Annotated in this window: 21 protein-coding genes; 11 read left to right on the top strand and 10 right to left on the bottom strand. The window is 72.2% G+C overall.

Translation table 11 applies throughout. The features are described 5' to 3' along the window. Positions 1 to 190 precede the first annotated feature (190 nt). The gene (locus OG570_RS38535; protein WP_326949088.1) at positions 191 to 985 is read left to right on the top strand and encodes an IclR family transcriptional regulator; all 795 of its coding nucleotides are present in this window, start codon (positions 191 to 193) and stop codon (positions 983 to 985) included. Here OG570_RS38535 and OG570_RS38540 read toward each other — a convergent pair. Together OG570_RS38540 and OG570_RS38545 are read right to left on the bottom strand one after the other, a co-directional pair. Further along, positions 952 to 1956 carry a dihydroorotate dehydrogenase gene (locus OG570_RS38540; protein WP_326953754.1) on the bottom strand — a complete coding sequence of 335 codons (1005 nt, stop codon included), beginning with the start codon at positions 1954 to 1956 and terminating at the stop codon, positions 952 to 954. The genes OG570_RS38535 and OG570_RS38540 overlap by 34 nt on opposite strands. Positions 1957 to 1970: 14 nt before the next feature. Further along, the gene (locus OG570_RS38545; protein WP_326953755.1) at positions 1971 to 3338 is read right to left on the bottom strand and encodes an MFS transporter; all 1368 of its coding nucleotides are present in this window, start codon (positions 3336 to 3338) and stop codon (positions 1971 to 1973) included. Between the two features lie 200 nt (positions 3339 to 3538). Here OG570_RS38545 and OG570_RS38550 point away from each other — a divergent pair, with 200 nt between their 5' ends. The 7 genes from OG570_RS38550 (at position 3539) to OG570_RS38580 (ending at position 9544) form a co-directional block, all read left to right on the top strand. Further along, positions 3539 to 4429, top strand: a complete 891-nt coding sequence (locus OG570_RS38550) for a DUF6282 family protein (RefSeq protein ID WP_326949085.1) — start codon at positions 3539 to 3541, stop codon at positions 4427 to 4429. Positions 4430 to 4445: 16 nt separating this feature from the next. Beyond that, complete coding sequence (locus OG570_RS38555) at positions 4446 to 5318, top strand: hypothetical protein (RefSeq protein ID WP_326949084.1); 873 nt, start codon at positions 4446 to 4448, stop codon at positions 5316 to 5318. Continuing rightward, positions 5315 to 6085, top strand: coding sequence for an HpcH/HpaI aldolase family protein (locus OG570_RS38560; protein ID WP_326949083.1), 771 nt, complete (start codon positions 5315 to 5317; stop codon positions 6083 to 6085). Before OG570_RS38555 ends, OG570_RS38560 begins: the two co-directional genes overlap by 4 nt. Next, positions 6082 to 6927, top strand: coding sequence for an LLM class flavin-dependent oxidoreductase (locus OG570_RS38565; protein WP_326953756.1), 846 nt, complete (start codon positions 6082 to 6084; stop codon positions 6925 to 6927). The genes OG570_RS38560 and OG570_RS38565 overlap by 4 nt, the downstream gene beginning before the upstream one ends. After that, entirely contained in the window at positions 6927 to 7856 is a 930-nt protein-coding gene (locus OG570_RS38570) for a 3-keto-5-aminohexanoate cleavage protein (protein ID WP_326953757.1), read from the top strand. The genes OG570_RS38565 and OG570_RS38570 overlap by 1 nt, the downstream gene beginning before the upstream one ends. Then, a complete protein-coding gene (locus OG570_RS38575) occupies positions 7853 to 8611 on the top strand; it encodes an SDR family NAD(P)-dependent oxidoreductase (protein WP_326949080.1) in 759 nt (252 codons plus the stop codon). Before OG570_RS38570 ends, OG570_RS38575 begins: the two co-directional genes overlap by 4 nt. Positions 8612 to 8722: 111 nt before the next feature. After that, positions 8723 to 9544 (top strand): CPBP family intramembrane glutamic endopeptidase, encoded by an 822-nt coding sequence (locus OG570_RS38580; RefSeq protein ID WP_326953758.1) that lies wholly within the window; start codon positions 8723 to 8725, stop codon positions 9542 to 9544. Here OG570_RS38580 and OG570_RS38585 read toward each other — a convergent pair. Both OG570_RS38585 and OG570_RS38590 read right to left on the bottom strand, forming a co-directional pair. Beyond that, positions 9528 to 10202, bottom strand: a complete 675-nt coding sequence (locus OG570_RS38585; protein WP_326949078.1) for a response regulator transcription factor — start codon at positions 10200 to 10202, stop codon at positions 9528 to 9530. The two genes, OG570_RS38580 and OG570_RS38585, sit on opposite strands and share 17 nt — an antisense overlap. Beyond that, positions 10199 to 11341 carry a sensor histidine kinase gene (locus OG570_RS38590; protein ID WP_326953759.1) on the bottom strand — a complete coding sequence of 381 codons (1143 nt, stop codon included), beginning with the start codon at positions 11339 to 11341 and terminating at the stop codon, positions 10199 to 10201. The genes OG570_RS38585 and OG570_RS38590 overlap by 4 nt, the downstream gene beginning before the upstream one ends. Before the next feature lie 144 nt (positions 11342 to 11485). On the opposite strand from OG570_RS38590, the gene OG570_RS38595 reads away from it, so the two are divergent. Next, positions 11486 to 11614, top strand: a complete 129-nt coding sequence (locus tag OG570_RS38595) for a hypothetical protein (RefSeq protein ID WP_326949076.1) — start codon at positions 11486 to 11488, stop codon at positions 11612 to 11614. A gap of 1 nt (position 11615) precedes the next feature. Here the strand turns inward: OG570_RS38595 and OG570_RS38600 are convergent, their stop codons facing one another. The 3 genes from OG570_RS38600 to OG570_RS38610 form a co-directional block, all read right to left on the bottom strand. Then, positions 11616 to 12017 carry a hypothetical protein gene (locus OG570_RS38600; protein ID WP_326953760.1) on the bottom strand — a complete coding sequence of 134 codons (402 nt, stop codon included), beginning with the start codon at positions 12015 to 12017 and terminating at the stop codon, positions 11616 to 11618. 50 nt (positions 12018 to 12067) lie between these two features. Next, the gene (locus OG570_RS38605) at positions 12068 to 12361 is read right to left on the bottom strand and encodes a hypothetical protein (RefSeq protein ID WP_326949074.1); all 294 of its coding nucleotides are present in this window, start codon (positions 12359 to 12361) and stop codon (positions 12068 to 12070) included. Positions 12362 to 12528: 167 nt separating this feature from the next. Then, positions 12529 to 12792: a GlsB/YeaQ/YmgE family stress response membrane protein gene (locus tag OG570_RS38610; RefSeq protein WP_247051260.1), complete on the bottom strand. Its 264-nt coding sequence runs from the start codon at positions 12790 to 12792 to the stop codon at positions 12529 to 12531. Between the two features lie 124 nt (positions 12793 to 12916). On the opposite strand from OG570_RS38610, the gene OG570_RS38615 reads away from it, so the two are divergent. Continuing rightward, the gene (locus tag OG570_RS38615; protein WP_326953761.1) at positions 12917 to 13633 is read left to right on the top strand and encodes a transporter substrate-binding domain-containing protein; all 717 of its coding nucleotides are present in this window, start codon (positions 12917 to 12919) and stop codon (positions 13631 to 13633) included. Between the two features lie 3 nt (positions 13634 to 13636). On the opposite strand, the gene sigJ is transcribed toward OG570_RS38615, so the two are convergent. Beyond that, positions 13637 to 14518 (bottom strand): RNA polymerase sigma factor SigJ, encoded by an 882-nt coding sequence (gene sigJ, locus OG570_RS38620; protein WP_326953762.1) that lies wholly within the window; start codon positions 14516 to 14518, stop codon positions 13637 to 13639. Positions 14519 to 14606: 88 nt separating this feature from the next. On the opposite strand from sigJ, the gene OG570_RS38625 reads away from it, so the two are divergent. After that, positions 14607 to 15215: an LUD domain-containing protein gene (locus OG570_RS38625; RefSeq protein ID WP_326953763.1), complete on the top strand. Its 609-nt coding sequence runs from the start codon at positions 14607 to 14609 to the stop codon at positions 15213 to 15215. Between the two features lies 1 nt (position 15216). Here the strand turns inward: OG570_RS38625 and OG570_RS38630 are convergent, their stop codons facing one another. Then, positions 15217 to 16221, bottom strand: a complete 1005-nt coding sequence (locus OG570_RS38630; RefSeq protein ID WP_326953764.1) for a hypothetical protein — start codon at positions 16219 to 16221, stop codon at positions 15217 to 15219. After that, positions 16218 to 16850, bottom strand: a complete 633-nt coding sequence (locus OG570_RS38635) for a hypothetical protein (RefSeq protein ID WP_326953765.1) — start codon at positions 16848 to 16850, stop codon at positions 16218 to 16220. Before OG570_RS38635 ends, OG570_RS38630 begins: the two co-directional genes overlap by 4 nt. Positions 16851 to 17033 lie beyond the last annotated feature (183 nt).

A 17033-nucleotide genomic window follows, 5' to 3' on the forward strand; every position in this document is an offset into this window, starting at 1 on the left:
CCGTCCCCGGCACCGGAAAACACCGGACCGCCAGTCTCCGGCGCGGCCGGGTGCCGTGCCCGGCCGGACGCGGCGTTTTCACCCTTACGAGGGTGCCCGTGAACGGGGCCCGGGTCGGGTAGCCTACGGACGTGTTCACGAAGTGAACATCCTTTTCACGCCCTCGATCACCGCTCGCCGGAGGCTCCCCGTGACCAAACCGACCCGGTCGCCGGAGGCCACGCGCGCCGATCAGGCGGACATCCAGGCGGTGAGCCGCGTCAGCCAGATCCTGGCGTTGTTCGACCCGGCCACGCCGGAGGTGACGGCCGGCGAGATCGCCGAACGGCTCGGCCTGAACCGCACCACCGCGTACCGGTACTGCACGTCCCTGGTCGCGGCCGGCCTGCTCGAACGCAGCGCCGAGGGCGGGTACGTCCCCGGTGGCCTGCTGCTGCAGCTGGGCGCGTTCGCCATCGGCCACCGCCGCGTCGTCAACCTCGCCCCGCGGCACATGCAGGCGCTCTCGCGCGCCACCCAGACCAGCGTCGTGCTCAGCCTGTGGGGCCTCACCGGCCCGGTGGTCTCCCGGGTCGAGGAGAACGTCTCGACGATCGTCGTCGTGTCGGTGCGCGTCGGCAGCCACCTGCCGCTGGACACGGCGCAGAGCAAGGTGTTCCTGGCCTACCACGCCGACCAGCTGTCGATGGAACGCCTGATGGCCAACCTGTCCGGTTCGGCGCGCGACGAGCTGCGCGAAGACGTCGAACGCGTTCGCGAAGTGGGCCACTGTTCCGCGATGAGCACACCGGGCGTCGTCGCGGTGGCCGCGCCGGTGTTCGACGAGTACGGCATCTGCGCCACCATCGCCATCGTCGGCCCGGACAACACGCTCTCGATGTCGGACGACGCGCCCGAGCTGCGGGTCATCGCCGACGCGGCGCGCGAGCTGACCCACGAGCTGGGCGGCCACTACCGCCCGGACGACCTCAGCCGCGCGGTGTAGGGCAACCAGGCCGGCGACGGCAGCGGCGGGATCTGGGCGTACTCCCGCGCCCCGGCCAGCGCGCTGCCCACGAACGTCGCCAGGTCCAGGTCTTCGAGCCCGGCGACCAGCTTCGCGATCACCCCGGGACCCTCGATCCACAACGCCGTGACGACCTCGACGGCCGACGCGCCCGAGGCGAGGAACCGCCGGACGTCGTCGGCGGTGCGGGCGCCGTTGGTGCCGATCAGCGGCACGTCCGCGCCCAGGGCCAGGCGCGTTTTGCCGACCCAGTACAGGCTCATCGGCAGGCACCCGGGCGCGCTCCACGCGCCCCAGGAGCCGAGGACCGCGCCGCCGTCGAGGTCGGGCAGGAAGCCCGGGTAGCGGCCGACCAGGCCGATCGCGTCGGCGCCCGCCGAGCGGGCCGCGCGGGCGAGCGCGACGACGTCGGACGCCTGGCCGGGCAGCTTGACGAACAGCGGCACGTCGACGGCGTCCCGCACGGTCCGGACGGCTTCGCCCACCGCGTCCGCCTCGGTCAGCTGACGCACCGCGGACGCCTCACGGCCGTGCGGGGCGCCGATGTTCAGCTCGACCGCGGGCACCACCGACGCCAGGGAACGCCCGATGCGCGCGGCCGCGGCGGGTTCGCCGAGGGTGATGCTGCCGATGACCGGACAGCCTCGCGGGGCGCCGTACGCGACCGCGTCGGACAGGATCGAGAGCCAGTCGTCCAGCTCCACCTGGGCGAGGCCGGAACGGTTGAGCAGTCCGTCGCCGAGACGCGCTTCGCCCGGCGGCCGGACCGCGCCGCCGGGCGAGACGAACGCGTAGTCCGCGATGTCCAGCTGGCGCCGGGCGGCGGCGCTCTCGTTGACGGACTTCGCCACCACCGCCCCGGCTCCCGCGTCGATGCAGGCGAAGAGCCCTTCGCGGGTCATGGTCAGCTCGGAGGAGCCGACCCAGACCGGGTTGGCGGTGGCGAGCACAGCCTCGTGTCCGATCAGGACAGTGCCGGGATCGTGCTGTCGTCGCCCATGTCGACGTCCTTGGTCTCCGGGCCGAGGAACCCGCCCAGGCTGATCAGCACGCCGGCGAGCGCGATGAGCACCGCGGGCGCCAGGTGCGCGGGCATGACGCCGTCGAACCGCTGCAGGTAGAACTGGTAGAACGCCGGGGCGATGAGCGCGAGGCTGTAGCCGACGCCGTAGCCGGTGGAGCGGATGCTCGCCGGGAACCGCTCGGTCAGGTACGCCGCGATCGGGCCGAACGTGCCGACGGTGAAGATGCCGATCAGCACACCCCAGCCGAGCGCCGCGCCGAAACCGCCGTCCGACGCCATCAGCAGCGTGTAGGAGCCGGCGCCGATCACCAGCACCGCGAGGCCGTAGCCGATGTAGAACCGCCTTCGCCCGATGCGCTGGGACAGCAGCCCGAACAGCGGGTACGAGAGCGCGGCGGCGGCGTTGATGACGAGCATCGTCATCGTGACCTCCTTGCTGGAGAGCAGGAGGTGCGACTTCAGCTGCGCGGGCGTCACGGCGGCTTCCATGTTGGTCGCCAGCCACGTGCCGGTCATCAGCACGAACACCTGCGCCAGCGCCCGCGGGTACTTCACCAGCAGCCGGACGAACGGCATCTTGTGCTTCTCGCCGGTCAGCTCCGCCGGCGTCTCGTGCACGTTCTTGAGGTAGTAGCGGAACAGCACGGCCGCCAGCGCCGCGCCGACGAAGAACGGGATCCGCCAGCCCCACTGGACGTAGGCGCTGTGCAGCCCGGCCGAGGGCAGCAGCTGCAGCATCAGGAGCGTGATCGCGGCGATCACGGCGTACGCGGCGGGCGAGGTCGACGTGATGATCGAGGCGTAGAGGCCGCGCTTGTGCTTCGGGCTCCACTCCATCGCGAGCGGCACCGCGGTCGTGTACTCGCCGCCGAGGAAGATCCCGTCGACGAACCGCAGGCCGATGAGCAGGCCGACCGACCACACCCCGATCGTCTCGTGGCCGGGCAGGCACGCGGTCAGCAGCGTGATGGCCCCGAAGCCGCCGACGGCGACCAGCGTCGTGCGCTTGCGCCCGACGGTGTCGGCGAAGTGGCCGAAGATGATCGCGCCGAGCGGGCGGCCGATGAGCGTGGACGCGAACACGAGCGACGCCAGCAGCGCCGTCGTGCTCGCGCTCAGGTTGGCCGCCTGGAAGTACGCCGTCGCCGGTGCGAGCACCACGATCGGCAGGTAGATGTCGAACTGGTCGACGAAGTAGGCGAGGGTCCCGCCGCGGACGGCGGCGCGCACCTTGGCGCTGTCCGGGCCGTGCGGGACTCGGGGACGAGCCGGCGTCTGCGGCTCCACGGCGGGGGGCGGTGTGGACATCGTCGTCCTCCGATGGTTCTGAGGGCTCTGGCTACCCGCAGCTCACGCATCGCGACGATCTGTGCAATCCGAACTGCGTGTTCACGAAGTGAACGAATGACACCGTAAGCATGTGTCCTGCGATGCACAAGAGTGGCTTTAGGGTTGACACGCGGTCTTATAGTGAACTTCGAATTCACAATGCGAACGAAGGGCTGCCCATGAGCCAGCGTCCCGCCATCGCCGCCGTCCTGGACGGTCTGGTCGACATGCACGTCCACTCCGGGCCCAGCCCGTTCCCCCGCCGGTTCGACCACGTCGAGGCCGCGCAGGACGGCGCCCGGATCGGGCTGCGCGCCATGGTCGCGAAGTCCCACCACCACAACACCCAGATGGACGTCCTCGCGATGAAGGGGCGCCTCGAAGGCGTCGCCGCGAAGGTCTACGGCGGCATCGCGCTGAACAGCACCGTCGGCGGGCTCAACGTGCACGCCGTGCGCATGTGCCTGCGGATGGGCGGCAAGGTCGTGTGGTTCCCGACCATCTCCTCGGGCCGGCACATCGACTGCCACCCCGAGGACGGCGCCTTCCCGACCACCACCGTGCCGCTGACGCTGGAGCGCATCGACATCGTCGACGAGAACGGCGAGCTGAAGCCCGCGGCGATCGAGATCCTCGACGAGATCAAGGACCAGCAGGCCGTCCTCAACGGCGGGCACATGTACCCCGAGTACATCAAGACGCTCTTCGCCGCGGCGAAGGAACGCGGCATGAAGCGGCTGGTCGTCAGCCACCCGGACTTCGTGATCGGCGCCGACCCGGAGCTGTGCCGCGAGCTGATCGAGCTCGGCGCGTTCGTCGAGCACGAGGTCGGCATGTACGACCCCGAGGGCACCCAGAAGTGGGACCCGAAGCAGCTGCTGACCTGGATCGAGAAGCTCGGTCCCGAGCACATCGTGCTGGCCTCGGACTTCGGCCAGCAGGCCAACCCCAAGCCGGTCGACGCGTGGATGCGGGTCGGCGAGGCGCTGCTCGACCTCGGCGTGCCGGAGAAGGACCTGCGGCGGATGGTCCGCGACAACCCCACCTACCTGCTCGACCTCGACGCCTGAGCGAAAGGACTCCCCCGTGTACGAAAAGGACGATCCCCGGTCCGCGCTCGCGACGGCCACCGCGTCCCGGCCGGACAGCGGCGCCGCGATCACCACCGCGCAGTACCTCGACCTGCACGACAACGAGGTCGTGCGCGCGCAGAACGTCATCCTGATCCACACAGAGGCGCACTCCGGTGACGACCTCGACAACGGCTACCTCGCCGGCGAACTGGCGATCGTCGTCACCGGCGCCTCCCCCGCGTTCACCCTCTTCACCGACGACGGCGCCACCCGGATCGCCGAACCCGGCCTCGTCGTCGCCCCGCCCGGCGCGTCCCGGATCAGCGTCGAGGGTGACGGCCCGCTCGTCCGCCTGGTCGAGGCGACCGAACGCGACTGGCGCGACCGGCCCGCGAACGCCGGTGCGTACGCCGAAAACCACCCGCGCGTCACGCTCCTGCAGCGGTGGCCGGAACCCGCCGGCGGCAACCGCGTCCGGTTCTACCCGCTCTCCGAGGTGCCGCAGGACCCGAAGCGGTTCGGCCGCATCTTCCGCACCCGGGCGTTCATGGTGAACTTCCTGCCCGAGCAGGACGGCCCGCGCGACCCGCGCAAGCTCTCGCCGCACCACCACGACGACTTCGAGCAGCTTTCCCTTGCCGTGCAAGGAGAGTACGTCCACCACATCCGCACGCCCTGGCTCAACGACCGGACGACGTGGCACGACGACGAGCACGTGCGGATCGGCAGCCCGTCCGTCACGGTCATCCCGCCGCCGACCGTGCACACCTCCGAGGCGAGCGACCCGGGCGTCAACCAGCTGATCGACATCTTCAGCCCGCCGCGCGTGGACTTCTCGGAGAAACCGGGCTGGGTCCTCAACGCCGACGACTACCCGATGCCGTGAGCGCGCGCACCGGCGGCGGGCTGTTCGCCCGCGAGACCACTCCCCTGGGCACCTGGCTGAAGATCGCGTCGGGCGAGCCGGTCGAGATCATGGCGTACGCCGGGTTCGACTTCGTCGTGATCGACCTGGAGCACGCGCCGCTCGACCTGCAGACCGCGTACCGCCTGATCAACGCGGCCGCCGCGCTGGGTGTCACGCCCGTCGTGCGGGTGCCGGACACGACGGCGTCGACCATCCAGAAGATCCTCGACGCGGGCGCCATGGGCATCCTCGTGCCGCACGTCGACACCGTCGAGCAGGCGGCCGCGGTCGGGCGCGCGTGCCGGTTCCCGCCGCACGGCGTCCGTGGCGCCGGCGGCACCAGCCGCGCCGGGGCGTGGGGCCTGCGCCCGAACGCCGAGTACCTCGCCACCGGCAACGACGAGGTGCTGTGCATCCCGCAGCTCGAGAGCGTCGAGGCGATCAAGGCCGCGCCCGAGATCCTGGCGCTGGACACCGTGGACGCGGTGTTCGTCGGCGCCGCGGACCTGTCGATGTCGATGGGCTCGACGCCGTCGTCGCCCGAGGTGCTCGACCTGATCGCGTCGGCGATCGAGGCCGCGCACACCGCGGGCAAGCGCTGCGGGCTCGCGTTCGGCGGCGTGCCCGAGCGGGCGGCGCAGGCGGTGCGTGACGGCTGCGACTTCGTCCTGCTCAGCAACGACACGACGATGCTGGCCGACGCCGCGCGGACCTTGGTCAAGGCGTTCCGGGAAGCCGACGGATGACCCTTTCCCTGCCGCGCACCGCGTTGTCGATCGCCGAGCTGGACGACCTCGACCACGACGGCGTGATCAAGTTCGTCCGCGGGCTCGAAGAAGCCGGGCACCGGATGGTCTGGATCCCAGAGGTCGCCGGGCGCGAGGCGTTCACGACCGCGGCCCTCGTGCTGCAGTTCACCGAACGGCTGATCGTCGGCAACGGCGTCGCCCGCGCGCTCGAACGCGTGCCGAAGTCGGCGGCGTCCGCGGCGCGGGACCTCGCCGCGGGCTTCCCCGGCCGGTACGTGCTCGGGCTCGGGGTGAGCGGGGCGGTCCGCGAACGTGGGGTCGGACCGCTGCCGTTCCTGCGGGACTACCTCGACGGCGTCGAGGCGATCCTGCCCCGGGCGGTGCCGCGGGTGCTCGGCGCGTACTCGGAGGGGATCACCCGGCTGGCCGCCGAGCGCGCCGACGGGCTGCTCACCTTCCTCGTCACGCCCGAGCACACCCGCTGGGCACGCGGGACGATCGGGCCGGACCTGTTCCTGTCGGTCGTCCAGTGGGCCGTGATCGGCCGCTCGCGGGCAGCGGCTCGCGACGTCGCCCGCGAGCGCCTCGCCTACTACCTGACGCTGCCGCACCAGCTCGCCAAGCTGACGCGGCTCGGCTTCACCGGCGCCGACCTCGCGCCGCCCGGGTCCGACCGGCTGGTCGACGCGCTCGTCGCGTGCGGCCAGCCGGATCAGGTGCGCGAGGCGTTGCGGCAGCAATACGACGCGGGAGCCACGCAGGTCGCCGTCACCCTGGTCGGCCCGCTGGACGACGCCAAACTCGACGCTTACCGAGCCCTCGCCGAACAGGAGAACTGATGCGGGCAGCGGAGAAAGTCATCATCACGACCGCCATCACCGGGTCGGTGAACATCCCGTCCCAGAGCCCTTACCTGCCGCTGTCGGCCGCCGAGGTGAGCAAAGCGGCCCTCGAAGCGATCGCCGCCGGGTCGGCCGTCGTGCACCTGCACGCCCGGCACCCCGACGGGCGGCCCGCGTTCGAACCGGCGGTCTTCGACGAGATCCTCGAGCCGATCACCGCCGAGACCGACGCCGTCATCAACATCACCACCGGCGGCGCGTCGTCGATGACCATGGACCAGCGGCTCGCGGCGGCCCACCACGTGCGGCCCGAGCTCGCGTCGATGAACATGGGGTCGATGAACTTCGTCTACTCGGGCATCGCCGACAAGGTCACCGAGTGGAAGCACGACTGGGAGAAGCCCTACGTGCTCACCACCTACTCCCACCCGTTCGTGAACACCTTCGACAAGATCGAGCACACGCTGCGCACGCTCGGCGCGGCCGGCACCCGGTTCGAGTACGAGTGTTACGACATCGGGCACCTGTACTCGCTCGCCCACTTCGTCGAGCAGGGCCTGGCGAAGCCGCCGCTGCTGATCCAGGGCGTGTTCGGCGTCCTCGGCGGCATCGGCGCCGACCACGCGAACCTGGAGCACATGGTGCGGATCGCCGACAAGCTCTTCGGCGACGACTACCAGTTCTCGGCGTTCGCGGCCGGGCGCGACCAGCTGGCGTTCGGCACGCACAGCGCGTGGCTCGGCGGGCACGTGCGCGTGGGCCTCGAAGACAGCCTGTGGATCGGCAAGGGCAAGCTCGCGGAGAGCAACGCCCAGCAGGTGCGGAAGATCCGCGCCGTCGTCGAGGACATAGGCAAGCAGATCGCCACCCCGGACGAAGCGCGGGCGATGCTTGCGCTTCGCGGTGCTACCAAGGAGAACGCATGAGCACCCCCCTGCTCGCGGACAAGGTCGTCCTCGTCGTCGGCGCCAGCTCGGGCATCGGCGCCGAAGCGGCACGCGTCTTCGCCGAAGACGGCGCTTCGGTGATGCTCGTCGCCCGCACCGAGGAACCCCTTGCGGCGCTGGCGAAAACCCTCGACGCGGCGGGCCACGACGTCGCGTACACGACGGGAGACGTCGCGGACGCCGACAGCGTCGCGGCCTTCGTCGACGCGACGGTCGCCCGCTTCGGCCGGCTCGACGGCGCGTACAACAACGCCGCGATGGGCCAGGGCGGCCGGCTCGACGCGGTGCCGGAAGCCGACTTCGACCGGATCATGGCGGTGAACGTCAAGGGCACGTGGTTGTGCCTGCGCGAAGAGGTGCGGGTGATGGAGGCGCAGGGGTTCGGCGCGATCGTCAACGTGAGCAGCATCGGCGGCCTGCGCGGCAGCTCCGGCATGGGCGCCTACCAGGCCACCAAGCACGCGGTCATCGGCCTGACCCGCACCGCCGCGCACGACTTCGGCCCGCTCGGCATCCGCGTGAACGTGATCGCCCCCGGCCCGACGGAGTCCCCGATGCTCGACGAGCTGCGCCGCACCATCCCCGGCGGCGTGGAAGCACGCATCGCGGCGACGCCGTTGCGGAAGGCCGGCACCGGAGCCGAGGCGGGCGCCACGGCAGCGTTCCTGCTCAGCGACCGGGCGAGCCACCTCAGCGGCGTCGTCCTCCCGGTGGACGGCGGGTTCACCGCCTGATTGTCCCTCTCGGGAGCTACACCGGATGTCCGTCACGGAGTGATGTGACACCACCCGTCGCGCTCGTAATCTCGCCGCACTCCACAAAGACGTCCGGCGAGAGGAACCCCGATGACCACCCCCACCGAGCGGAAGCCCCGGCTGCGGCGCTTCCGGTTCCCCGTCCTGCTCCTCGCCACCGCCGTGCTGCTGATCGCGGCCCGCGGGCTGGACGCGCTCGTGGCGGGCGTGCCGGTCCTGCGCCTCCTGGTCGGGGCCGGCGCGGCCGCCGGCGCCGTCTTCGCCTACAAATGGGTGGCCCGGCGGGTCGAGAACCGGGACGAGATCACCGAACTCGCCACCGCCGGCCGCTGGGGCGGGCTCGGGCGCGGCGCGCTCATCGGCGGCGCCGCCTTCGTCGCGACCATGCTGCTCTCGATCGTGTTCACCCACGCCGACATCAGCGGCGGCTCGTTCTGGGCCTGCCTGGGCGTGGCCGGGTCGATGGCTTCCGTCGCGGTGACCGAGGAACTGCTGTTCCGCGGGGTGCTGCACCGCATCCTGGAGCAGCGCGCGGGCAGCGTCATCGCGATCGTGGTCTCGTCGCTGCTGTTCGGCCTGACGCACCTGATCAACGGCAACGCCACGCTCTGGGGCACCCTCGCCATCGCCGTCGAAGGCGGCACGATGCTGGCCGTCGCCTACACCGCCACGCGGTCGCTGTGGCTGCCGATCGGCCTGCACTTCGCCTGGAACTGGCTGCAGGGCGGCGTGTTCGGCACCGCTGTCTCCGGCGCCGACAGCGAGCCCGGCCTGCTGCGCACCGTCCTTTCCGGACCGGACGCGCTCACCGGCGGCTCGTTCGGCCCGGAGGCCGGCCTGTTCGCGCTGCTGTGCTGCCTGGTGACGACGGGGCTGCTGCTTCGCCGCGCGAAGCTCATCCCTCGGCGCTGACCAGCCCGGTCCGGTAGGCCAGCACCACGGCCTGCACCCGGTCCCGCAGGTCCAGCTTGGTCAGGATCCGCGAGACGTACGTCTTCACCGTCTCCACGCTCAGCACCAGCTCGGCCGCGATCTCGGCGTTCGACAAGCCATTGGCGATCAGCTTCAGCACCTCCAGCTCCCGTCGGGCAAGCCCTTCCAGCGGGCCACCGGTGGGAGCGGCCGGGCGGATGCGGTCGGCGTAGCGGCCGATCAGCGTCCGGGTCACCGAAGGCGCGAGCAGCGACTCGCCGCGGGCGATCGTGCGGACGCCCTCGACGAGCTCGTCCAGCGGCGCGTCCTTGAGCAGGAACCCGCTCGCCCCGGCGCGCAGGGCGTCGTAGACGTACCGGTCGACGTTGAACGTCGTGACCACCAGGACCTTCGCCGGGTCGGCCGCCTCGGGGCCGGCGATGCGGCGGGTCACCTCGATCCCGTCCAGCAGCGGCATCTGGATGTCCATCACGACGACGTCCGGGCGCAGCCGGTCGAACTCGGCGAGCGCCTCGTGGCCGTTCGCGGCCTGACCCACGACGTCGAGGTCCGGCTGGGCACCGAGCACCGTCACGTACCCCGCGCGGATGAGCTCCTGGTCCTCGCAGATCAGGACGCGGATCGGGCCGTCGGTCATCCGTCGCTCCTGGGGGTTTCGGCCGTGGGGATCTGGGCGCTGACGCGGAACCCATCACCCGACGGGCCCGCGGTGAACCGGCCGCCGAGCGCGTCGACGCGGTCCCGCAGCCCGGCCAGCCCGCGGCCGCCGGACCCGAGGGCTCCGGCCGCCGTCGCCGGGCCTTCGGTGGTCACCTCGATTTCGAGGAGGTCGGCGCGGTAGCCGACGCGCACCGCCGCGGGCCGGCCGGCGGCGTACTTGGCCGCGTTGGTCAGCGCCTCCTGCACGATCCGGTACGCCGTGAGCTCCGTTTCCGGAGGCAGCGCCGGGCGTTCGCCCTCTTCGACGAGCTCGACCACCCGTCCCGGCTGCTCGACGAGGGCGCGCAGCGCGCCCAGGCCCGGCGTGCGCGCGCCGGTGGCTTCGAGGACGCCCAGCAGGAACCGCAGCTCGGTGAGGGCGTCGCGGCCGGAGCCGGTGATGGTGGTGAGCACTTCGGGGACGCGCTCGGGTGGCAGGTACCGGGCGGCGTCGGCCTGCACCACCATGGCGGTCACGTGGTGGGTGACGACGTCGTGCAGCTCACGGGCCAGCCGGGCGCGTTCCTCGGCCGCGGCGGCGCGGGCGGTGAGCCGCCGCCGTTCGGCTTCCTGCCGCCGACGTTGCCGCACCAGGGCGCCCAGCAGCCAGAACAGCGTCAGCACCACGAAGTAGACGACGTAGTCGAGCAGCCCCGACGGCGACCCGCGAAGCGCTAGCAGGCCCGCGAAGACGACGTACCCGGCCGACGCCGCCGAGACCAGCGCCCGGCGGAACCGCTCTTCGTGCGCTCCCGCGGAGTAGAGCGCGAAGTACAGGGCGAGGCTGCCGACGGTGGTGGGGTACGCGAGCACCTCGTGCGCGGCGAAACAGACCGCGGTCACGGCAAAAGCCGCAGCGGGCCAGCGGGTCCGCACGGCCAGCGGGAGCGTCTGCCCGAGCACCAGCACGACCGCGAGGAACCCGCCGTCGTGCCGCGGCAGATCGCCGAACTGGGCGCCGAGCACGGCGAGCCCGGGCACGAACGCGGCGGCCGTGACGACCACCGCGAGGCCCCGGTCCCGGACCTCGAGCGAGACCCCCGCCCACCGGCTCCGGAGACGTCCCAGCTTCGGCATGGCGGGGAGCCTAGCGAGCCCCGGACCCCGCCGGATCACCGATCGCCGTCACCCACGTGGGGGACGCGGGTTTTACCGGGTCACGGGGAGGGTAGCCAGCCTCCGGCCGGACGCGGGACGCGTCCCGCGAAGAAGGAGCGGTTCGTGGTCATCATCGGCATCACCCTCGGCGCGAGCGGGCTGGTCCTCGGCATCGGCGTGCTCTTCCTGCTCGGCCTGCTGCTCCTCGTCGCCGGGCTGATGTTCCGGCTGCTCGCCAAGCAGGCCTTCTAGGTCACAGCTCCCGATCGCGCAGGTACGCCGCGATCCGGACGCGTAGCCCGCGGACGTGCACCAAGCTCAGGGTGAAAGCCGCTTCGGGCTGCTCCGCCGGCAGGTGACACGGGCCCGCGATGTGGACGAAACCGTCGTCGGGGTCGTGCCGCGGCGCCGACCACACGTCCTGCTCGCCTGCCGAGCGATCCTCGGCCCGGGCCCGCGCCGACCAGTAGACCGGCAGCTTCATGACCTCGCCGAGCGCCTTCCCGAAGGTGGGCAGATCGGCCTCCGACAGCGCGAGCCCCCGGCCGCTCCACACGCGCGGGCCGCCCGGCGCGGACCGGACCCGGGTGAAGGTGGCGATGTCACCGGCGGTGCCGATCGTCCAGTGCGGTGTTTCGGTGGTGGTGGTCGCCACGGTTTCTCCTCGTGCGTAGCGGCCCCCAGGCTGACACCCACTCTAGTGGATCACCCGGCGTCCCAGGGGCGGCCCGCGAGGAGGTTCGTCACCCAGCGCACCGCGAGCCCGCAGAGCGCGCGTTCGGGGCCGCGCCGGTGGGACACCACGACGTCGTCGCACCAGAGCATCAACGCGGTCGCCCCGCCGGCGGTCGGGGTCAGCCCGACGACCCAGCGCCTGCCGTGCGCGTCGACGGTGCGCTCGGCGGTGAGCCACCAGCCCTTCGACGCGGTGACCGTCCACGCCCGCACCTGGGCGAGCTCGGCCACCGAAGCCGGTTCACGCGCGGTCGGTTCGTCCACATCGGCCACTCTCGCACACCGGTTCACGTTTCCCGCACGATCGCGAACGCCTTCGCGAGGTGACTGCGGGCCGGATGCCGGGCGGTGGACGAGGCAGCGGACGCTGCCGTGCCGGGTCGGCACCCGGATGTGCGAAGGCAAGCGGTCACCTTTGCGCGTCAAGCACCTCAGTCTCGGCGGCTGCCGAAGATCAGGCGGTAGCCGACCAGGATGATCAGTGCGCCCAGCACGGCGAGACCCCAGGTGCGCAGGTCGAAGAACGTGCCGAGGTCGGTGTGGAAGAGCGTCTTGCCCACCCAGCCGCCGACGAACGCGCCGCCGACGCCGAGCAGGATCGTGATGATGCAGCCGCCGGGGTCCTTGCCCGGCATGAGGATCTTCGCGATCACGCCGGCGATGAGCCCCAGCACGATCCAGCCGATGATGCCCACGGACTGCTCCTCTCATCCACGCTCGACCTAGACGGCACAGGATGGCAGCCGGGCGTGGCGGCGTCGCGCCGAGTGAGGTGGACGTGACCTGGATCTCATCCGGCCCGCCGCTAGGGTCGCGGCCATGGGAACGCCGATCGCCGAAGACCTCGCCCCGACCGGCGTCCTGCGCGCCTCGATCAACCTGGGCAACGCCGTGCTCGCCCAGGGCACCCCGGACGCGCCGGCCGGCGTCACGGTCGACATCGCGCGCGAGATCGCCGCGCGGCTGGGCGTCCCGGTGGAGTTCGCCTGCTTCGACGCGGCGCGGAAGTCGTTCGACGCCTTGACGTCCGGCGCCGCCGACCTCTGCTTCCTGGCGATCGACCCGGCCCGCGCGACGGAGGTCGCGTTCACCGCGCCGTACGTCGTCATCGAGGGCGTGTACGTGGTGCCGCGCGGCTCGGCGCTCACCACCCCGGCCGACGTCGACCGGCCGGACGTCCGGATCGGCGTGAAGCAGGGCTCCGCCTACGACCTGTTCCTCTCCCGCACGCTGGAGCACGCGAGCGTCGTGCGCGGCGACGAAGGCGTCACGACGTTCGAGACCGAGGGCCTCGAAGCCGCGGCCGGCATCCGGCAGCCGATGACCGCCTACGCCGCCGCGCACCCCGGCGTCCGGGTCGTCCCCGAGCGGTTCATGCAGATCGAGCAGGCCGTCGGCACGGGCAAGGACCGCCGCCCCGAGACCGTCGCGTTCCTGCACGACGTCGTCGAAGAGCTGAAGGCGAGCGGGTTCATCGCCGAGGCGTTGCGGCGCGCGGGCCGGCCCGACGCCGCCGTCGCTCCCCCGGCCCGCTGACGCTCAGGCCGCCGTCCAGGCGCGCAGCTTCTCGGGGTTGCGCACCGCCCAGATGTGCTTGATCCGGTCGTCCTCGACGTCGAACGCGAACACCGTCACGGTGACGCCGTGCTGCCGGGAGAGCAGGCCGGGCCGGCCGTTGACGGTGGTCTCCCGGAGAGTCATGCCGGGCAGCACGTCCAGGATCGCGGCGCAGGCGCGCGCGACCGCTTCGCCGCCGTACATCGGTTCGAGGCGGGCGGTCGCCAGCCCGCCGCCGTCGGCGGTCGCCGTGACGCCGGGGTCGAGCAGGCCGATCAGCGCCGCGATGTCCTGGGCTTCCCAGGCCACCTTGAAGCTCCGGACGAGGTCCGCTTGCCGGGCGGTCGGGGTGGCCACCGGTGGGCGCGACGCCTGGATCCGCCGGCGCGCCGACGAGGCCAGCTGCCGGCACGCCGCCGTCGACCGGCCGACGATGCCGGCCACCTCGGCGAACGGGTAGCGGTAGACGTCGTGCAGGACGAACGCGACGCGCTCGGCCGGGGTCATCGCCTCGAGGACGACGAGGAAGGCCATGTCGACCGACTCGTCGAGAGTGACCCGGTCCGCCGGGTCCACGTCGATCCACTCCGTGCTGCCCGGCAGCGGCTCCGGGATCCACTCCCCCACGTACGCCTCGCGCCGCACGCGCGCGGACGCGAGCTGGGTCAGGCAGATCCGGCCGGCGACCGTCGTCAGCCAGGCGCCGGGTGACGCGATCGCGGCCCGCTCCCGCGCGGACAGGGCGTACCAGCGGGCGAAGGTCTCCTGGACGACGTCCTCGGCGTCGGCCAGCGAGCCGAGGAGCCGGTAGCCGAGGCTGGTCAGGTGCCGCCGTTCGCTCGCGATCGGGTCGGGCCGGGTCATCGGGTCGCCTCACATTCCGCGGTGCTGCCTGGTCATAGTCCTGACGAACCCCACGGCTTCGTTGTGACACGACCCCGCAGGAGGAACCATGACCCCGTTCACCGCCGCCGCGCCCGCGGAGAGCCTGGAGCGAGCGGCCACCGCGCTGAAGGAACACGGCTTCACCGTGGAGATCCTCGACGACGTCGCCGCCGCGCGCGGCCGGGTCCGCGAGCTCGTCCCGGCCGGCGCGAGCGTGTTCACCTCGGCCAGCGAGACGACCCGGCTCTCGGGCATCGAGGAGGACCTCAACACCGGCGGCCGGTACGACGCCGTCAAGCCGCGGGTCCTGGCGATGGACCGCGCCACCCGGGCCGACGACATCCGGCGGCTGATCGCCACGCCCGACTTCGTGGTCGGCAGCGTCGCGGCGGTCACCGAGACCGGGTCCGTGGTGGTCGCGTCGGGTAGCGGCAGCCAGGTGCCCGCCTACGCCGGCGGCGCGGGCCGGGCGATCTGGGTCGTCGGGGCGCAGAAGGTGGTCCCCGACATGGCCACGGCGTTGCGGCGCCTCGAAGAGCACGCGCTGCCGCTGGAAAGCGCCCGCGCCCAAGCGGTCTACGGTCAGCCGAGCGCGATCAACCGCCTGCTGGTCCTCAACGCGGACGGTCCCGGGCGCGTCACCATCCTGTTGCTGCGCGAGGCCGTCGGCTTCTGACTCAGCCGCCGAGGGAGGCGCTGCCGTCCGGGCCGGTGACCACGATGCGGAGGGTCACCGCGCCCGCGAACGGGATCACCGTCACCTGCCACGTCTGCGGTGTGCCGACCTCCAGGGTGCTCCGGGCCTTCGCCACCAGGGCCGGGACGCGGTCGACGGGCAGGGCGCGCAGGTCGAACGACGGGACCGTGACGCCGGTCGGCGCGAACACCACCGACAGGCGGTGCTCCTGGACGACCGCGGTGAGCACCTTCGTGACGTCCGCGTGCTGAGCCAGGCCGTCGACGGCGCGGCGCAGCTCGCCCGCGTCCGCCAGGGACTGTCCCGGGTCGACGGTGACCGTGGCCGAACCCGAGGACGACGTGACCGACGTGGGTTCGGCGGCCTCCGAGGCTTCGGAGGCTTCGGAGGCTTCCGCCGCCGGGGCGAACAGCTCGGTGCGGAACTGCAGGACGATCACGGCCACGCCGACCAGGATCCCGAGGAGGACGAGGAAGCCGTGCCCGGAACCGGCCGACGGCTTCCGGACCACAGTGGACTCGGGCGCGGACGCCAGGGTGGCGCCGACCGCGCGGCGCGCCCATTCCGCGTCCGGCTCGACGATCCGGGCCTTCCACGGGCGGTCCGGCGGGTACGCGACGACCAGGACGTCACCCGGCCGGTAGCTGGGCAGGTCGACCAGGTTGACGTCGAGGCGGGCTTTGGTGCGGAACGACGGCTCGCCGTACGGGGCGACCGTGAGGTCGAACCGGACCGGCACGTCACCCGTCTCCGTGCCACTGGCGCGGAGGCTCTCGATCTTCGCGAGCGCCACGCGCGGCACGACCGCCGCCTCCCGCGCCCGCCGCGGCATCCCGGCGACGAACAGGAGAAGGCCGTAGGCGAAGGGAAGTCCGATGCCCGTGAGGATCAACGGGACGTTTTCGATGATGATGCCGGTGACGAAGGCGCTCAGCGTCACCCCGATGACGGCACCGGTCAGGAACCCGCGGACGAGCTTGATCACGACGTACTCCGGATTCTCGAAGGGCTCATCGGGCCGGCAGCCAGTCGGCGAGGACGGGATCGCGCGATCCGGACCATCCCGGTGTACCGGCGGCGGCCGGTCACGGCGCGGCCGAGCACCAGCAGGGTCACCACGAGCAGCAGCGCCGGCACCCACCAGTCGGCGTAGTAGAAGAGCCAGCCCCAGAAACCCCACGGCTCGTCCTGGTGGAACACCGGGTCGACGGCGGTGCCGACGGCGAGCGGCGGGAGCCACCCGCGGGCCGACACCCCGGCGCCGACGGTGCCGCCCGCCAGCGCCAGGACGGCCGGGAACGCCGGACTCGCCGGCCGGCCCCGGTAGCGGCGCGCGGCGGCGCCGGCGAGGGTGGCCGTGCAGAGGCAGCCGAAAACGCCCAGGGTGCCCCAGACGACCACGTACGGCGGGTCCGCGTCGCCGCGGTCGTCGAAGATGCTGTCGATCGCCATGGTCCGGAACTGCGCCATGAACCCGCCGAACCCGAGTCCGGCCAGCACGCCCAGCGCCACGGTCGCGACCGAAGCCACGACCAGGGCGGCGAGCACCACCGGGTGCCCGTGCCACCGTTCGAGGCGCTCGTGCCGGGCCCGCGCCGGATCCTTCGTGTTCACCGCAACCACCTCCTGTCCTCGAGACGTCCCCAGCCTGCGCGGGCCCGGCTGCTACCGAACCCAGGTTTCGGCCACGATCAGGTGAGAAACCGGCGGCTCGTCGCCCGGAAACAATTCTCGAATGCCACGAAAAATGTCGCGGATTGTCGCGCGTGAAGGGACCAGGAGGGGCGTCACCAACCG

It is taken from the genome of Amycolatopsis sp. NBC_01286 (assembly GCF_035982555.1).
GTDB lineage: Bacteria > Actinomycetota > Actinomycetes > Mycobacteriales > Pseudonocardiaceae > Amycolatopsis.

What these genes read in the sequence shown, in the direction of transcription:
- OG570_RS38545 (WP_326953755.1), bottom strand. Translation starts at nt 3,338, where the DNA reads ATGTCCACACCGCCCCCCGCCGTGGAGCCGCAGACGCCGGCTCGTCCC.
- OG570_RS38550 (WP_326949085.1), top strand. Translation starts at nt 3,539, where the DNA reads ATGAGCCAGCGTCCCGCCATCGCCGCCGTCCTGGACGGTCTGGTCGAC.
- OG570_RS38565 (WP_326953756.1), top strand. Translation starts at nt 6,082, where the DNA reads ATGACCCTTTCCCTGCCGCGCACCGCGTTGTCGATCGCCGAGCTGGAC.
- OG570_RS38570 (WP_326953757.1), top strand. Translation starts at nt 6,927, where the DNA reads ATGCGGGCAGCGGAGAAAGTCATCATCACGACCGCCATCACCGGGTCG.
- OG570_RS38575 (WP_326949080.1), top strand. Translation starts at nt 7,853, where the DNA reads ATGAGCACCCCCCTGCTCGCGGACAAGGTCGTCCTCGTCGTCGGCGCC.
- OG570_RS38580 (WP_326953758.1), top strand. Translation starts at nt 8,723, where the DNA reads ATGACCACCCCCACCGAGCGGAAGCCCCGGCTGCGGCGCTTCCGGTTC.
- OG570_RS38585 (WP_326949078.1), bottom strand. Translation starts at nt 10,202, where the DNA reads ATGACCGACGGCCCGATCCGCGTCCTGATCTGCGAGGACCAGGAGCTC.
- OG570_RS38590 (WP_326953759.1), bottom strand. Translation starts at nt 11,341, where the DNA reads ATGCCGAAGCTGGGACGTCTCCGGAGCCGGTGGGCGGGGGTCTCGCTC.
- OG570_RS38615 (WP_326953761.1), top strand. Translation starts at nt 12,917, where the DNA reads ATGGGAACGCCGATCGCCGAAGACCTCGCCCCGACCGGCGTCCTGCGC.
- sigJ (WP_326953762.1), bottom strand. Translation starts at nt 14,518, where the DNA reads ATGACCCGGCCCGACCCGATCGCGAGCGAACGGCGGCACCTGACCAGC.
- OG570_RS38625 (WP_326953763.1), top strand. Translation starts at nt 14,607, where the DNA reads ATGACCCCGTTCACCGCCGCCGCGCCCGCGGAGAGCCTGGAGCGAGCG.